General features: G+C 44.3%; 3 protein-coding genes and 1 tRNA gene. 2 read left to right on the top strand and 2 right to left on the bottom strand.

Translation table 11 applies throughout. The features are described from left to right. The first annotated feature begins 135 nt into the window (after window positions 1–135). Complete coding sequence (locus AB7S66_RS11925) at window positions 136–873, top strand: restriction endonuclease (protein ID WP_428520287.1); 738 nt, start codon at window positions 136–138, stop codon at window positions 871–873. A gap of 593 nt (window positions 874–1,466) precedes the next feature. After that, window positions 1,467–2,912, top strand: a complete 1,446-nt coding sequence (locus AB7S66_RS11920; RefSeq protein ID WP_428520285.1) for a radical SAM protein — start codon at window positions 1,467–1,469, stop codon at window positions 2,910–2,912. Between the two features lie 15 nt (window positions 2,913–2,927). Here AB7S66_RS11920 and AB7S66_RS11915 read toward each other — a convergent pair whose 3' ends face one another. Next, the gene (locus AB7S66_RS11915; protein WP_160525861.1) at window positions 2,928–3,110 is read right to left on the bottom strand and encodes a hypothetical protein; all 183 of its coding nucleotides are present in this window, start codon (window positions 3,108–3,110) and stop codon (window positions 2,928–2,930) included. Between the two features lie 523 nt (window positions 3,111–3,633). Next, a tRNA-Ile gene (locus tag AB7S66_RS11910) sits at window positions 3,634–3,707 on the bottom strand. Between the last annotated feature and the right edge of the window lie 77 nt (window positions 3,708–3,784).

Genomic DNA, 3,784 nt, shown 5'->3' with positions numbered 1-3,784 from the left:
GGGGTGATTCTCTCCGTCATCCTGGAGAGAAAATCATTTGGTTGACAGTCATGCCACCTGATATGAATGGTTATGCATAATTTTGTGTATATTCATACGTATTGCTTAGCATTTTGAAATTTGCTCAGGAATCAAGTGTATTCATTTACTGAATGTGCATTGAGAGTACTGGAAGAATTCGGCTCCAAAAAGCCAATGCACTATAAGGACATCACACAGAAAGCCTTGGAGCAAGGTTGGCTGGTTACAGAGGGGAAAACTCCTGAGTCAACCATGTATGCCCAGATACTTACCGAAATCAAACGCTATAAAGATAGTGGGCGTTCTCCTAGGTTTATACAGCACGGGAATGGAATGGTGGGCTTGTCAAAATGGGTTGCAAAGGGGGTTATCTCAGAGATTGAGCAATACAACAAGCAAACCAGAAAGGCATTGCTGTCCAAGCTCCATTCCTTGGAACCGGTGGACTTTGAAGATGTGGTTTCTCGCCTGCTTACTGCTATGGGCTTCGAGATGGTCGAAGTTACAAGGTATAGCGGAGATGGAGGAATTGATGTTCGGGGTGTCTTGGTGATCGGTGATGTGGTAAGGATGAAGATGGCTGTCCAGGCAAAGCGTTGGAAGTATCATGTGCAGGCACCTGCTGTACAGCAAATGAGAGGGTCCCTTGGGGCCCATGAACAAGGACTGATTATTACCACGAGTGATTTCAGCAAAGGTGCTAAGAATGAAGCTATCCAAGCAGACAAGACTCCCATTGCTCTCATGAATGGGGAACAGTTGGTTACCTTATTGATGGAGTATTCAATTGGTGTAAAAAGCACACCACAGGTCTTGTTTGATCTTGAGGACAGTTCATTGTGTTCTCAGTAAGGATAATAACTCACGTTTGTGAGATGGTACTGGATAATACTCTATGGTTATAGTATCTTCTAAGTGCAAGTAATTGATGTAGTTATGATTGATCAGCTATGAATTATGAGGGGTCAATATTAATGAATCCCAGGAAGGAAGAAATCGCATAAGGGGACCGACGGTTTCTTTCCTTGATCGCAAAAGAGTGGATCAACAAAGAAAACGCCGATGTAATGCACATCTCGGGCAGAACGGTCAAGTAATACGTTTCCCAGATTCTCGCAAAAACCGGAACCTCTTCATGTACTGAAGCCGTTGCCTATGCAATAGGAAAAGGTCTGCTGGTCTTTCCCCCGTTTGATGGATGACCGAAGGCTTTGGGAGAATTGTTTCTGTCTCTTTCATAATTTTCAATCGGCCGATATGGAAAAATTCTGGCAATGATATGGGAATCCATTACCTTTTGTTGAACTATTGGATAGTTCTTTGATATTGTATATTGAGTTTCTTGTCTTTTTGGCTCAAATTATTAAATGGGACTGAAATAGAAAATTCTAATTCAAGAAACCCTACCTACCCTACTATATAGTAGGTCGTACAAGGAGAATGAGATGGCTACCATTAAACATACTGCAGGTCGCATGGCACTTTCGACTGGAATCGATTATGCAATCAAGCGTGTTCAAAAAGATCCCGTTAATGGACTTCTGGACATGGTGGAGATGATTGAGAAATATATGCCATCTACCAAGCACGATGCAGTGTATACGAAAACAGGGAATGCATTCTCTAATTTTCGGCGTTTCGTGGAGGATCCTTCCTCCAAGTGGGTTCGATATGGTACCTCGCTGTTCACGGATATCGATTCGAAGGTCATGAAATCCTTGATTTTGAATCTCGGTTATGAGGCAGGATACAGCGGATTGGAAAAGACTAGGACACTCCGGGACAAGTATCAGTCAAATTTCCCGTGGATCATCCTGTTTGACCCGACCAGCGCCTGCAACATGCACTGCACCGGATGCTGGGCTGCGGAGTATGGTCATACAAAAAGCCTAACCTACCAGCAGATGGATGACATTGTGAATCAGGGTAAGGAACTAGGTACCTATTTTTACATGATGACTGGCGGTGAACCTTTGGTACGTAAAGCTGACACTGTCAGACTTGCCAGAGACCATAAGGACTGCACCTTCGGCATTTTTACCAATGGCACATTGGTGGATGAGAAATTTTGCGACGATATGAAGGAAGTGGGGAATATCTTTCTCAATATCAGTCTCGAAGGATTTTCCGAGGAGAATGACTCAAGGCGAGGCGAAGGCAATTTCGACACGGTTCTGAAGGCAATGGACATGCTAAAAGCCAAAAAGCTGCTCTATGGTACGTCAATCTGCTATACTAGCAAGAATTATAAGAGTGTTGTTTCTGATGATTTCCTTGATCTCCTAATCGAAAAAGGTTGCAAGTTCTCTTGGTACTTCCACTATATGCCTGTTGGCAACAATGCGTCTCCTGACCTGCTCTTGACACCGAATCAACGTGCTTATATGTATAAGAGAATCCGCGAGATACGCGAAATGGACAATCCAAAACAAATATTTCCGCTAGATTTCCAAAATGACGGAGAATTTGTCCATGGTTGTATCGCAGGTGGGAAAAACTATTTGCACATCAATGCGAACGGCGATGTAGAACCATGCGTGTTCATCCATTATTCGACCGCCAATATCAAGGAAGTTTCTCTGCTCGAGTCGTTGCAGCAACCGTTGTTCAAGGCATATTATAAAAACCAAGCGTTCAATGAAAATCACCTTCGGCCATGTCCGATGCTTGAGAATCCTGGATTTCTGGCGAAGATGGTCAAGGAATCCGGCGCAAAATCAACTGATCTCGAATCGCCTGAAGATGTCGACCATCTGTGCGGAAAGTGCACCGAATATGCAAAGGAATGGGCTCCAGTTGCAAATGAACTATGGAACACTTCCCAGAAAGTCAAGGCCGAAAAGCTGGCCGCCCGAGAGGCGGAGGCTAAGAGTTTTGCACAAGATGCATAACTTTTCCAGACTTGTCTAATAGTCATTGTTCGAGACCAGCTCATTCCCCAACGGAGCGAGAGGAAAGGAATCAGCATGATGGTTCCTCTCTGGAGCGAGTTCCGGGAAAACAAGGTGAGATACCCCGTCCCTTGGGGCGGGAAAGGAGGCAACGCCTCCTGAGTCCATGGCTTGCCCTGGGGTATTGATACCTTTCATTTGAAGATGAAATGACGCTACTAGAGCTTTCCTATTTCAAAGTCTGGGATAAGGAGTATCTGAGTAGCCGTTATGGTTTTATTCAATAATTGATGATCCATGAACTACATTGAGCACGTTACCTATCTTGCTCATACTCCGTGTGAGGCGAAAAGAATCCAGGAAAAGACATCTACAGATTTATGGTTGACATGTCTTTTCTGCATGCCCATACTATCGTTGTAGGGCAGGAGTCCTACTCATTGCTGGCAGGACCAGTAGTGATTGCGATGATGTAGGGATTGGGCCAAGATACAGTGCCTGCTGAGCTGTGAAGGGTTTGTACGTACCGCACCTTGGTTGTAGGAAGTGGTGCCGAAAGGTGGTGCTTACCGAAAGAAACGTACTTCTTGTTGAACTTGAAACTTTGTCTTCTGGTTTTTTTGTTAACCAAAAGAAATCGCTGATTAGCTTAGGCTGGTTCAGCGGCAAAGCAGCCCCTAAGACAACGAAACCTCCCTGCATTGCAAGGAGGTTTTGTCTTTGGGCCCAGTAGGACTTGAACCTACGACCCACGGATTATGAGTCCGATGCTCTAACCAACTGAGCTATAGGCCCTAAAGCTGTATGTAATCTAAAGGATTTTTGCAAGAATGTAAAGAATCTTTTCGTTGATATCGGTTAGTCTTATTTAT

Origin of the sequence: Sphaerochaeta sp. (assembly GCF_050178175.1) — a bacterium.
GTDB lineage: Bacteria > Spirochaetota > Spirochaetia > Sphaerochaetales > Sphaerochaetaceae > Sphaerochaeta.
This window is presented reverse-complemented; position numbering and strand designations above follow the sequence as displayed.

Coding starts and splice junctions, on each gene's coding strand:
- AB7S66_RS11920 (WP_428520285.1), top strand. CDS start 1,467: ATGGCTACCATTAAACATACTGCAGGTCGCATGGCACTTTCGACTGGA.
- AB7S66_RS11915 (WP_160525861.1), bottom strand. CDS start 3,110: ATGAAAGGTATCAATACCCCAGGGCAAGCCATGGACTCAGGAGGCGTT.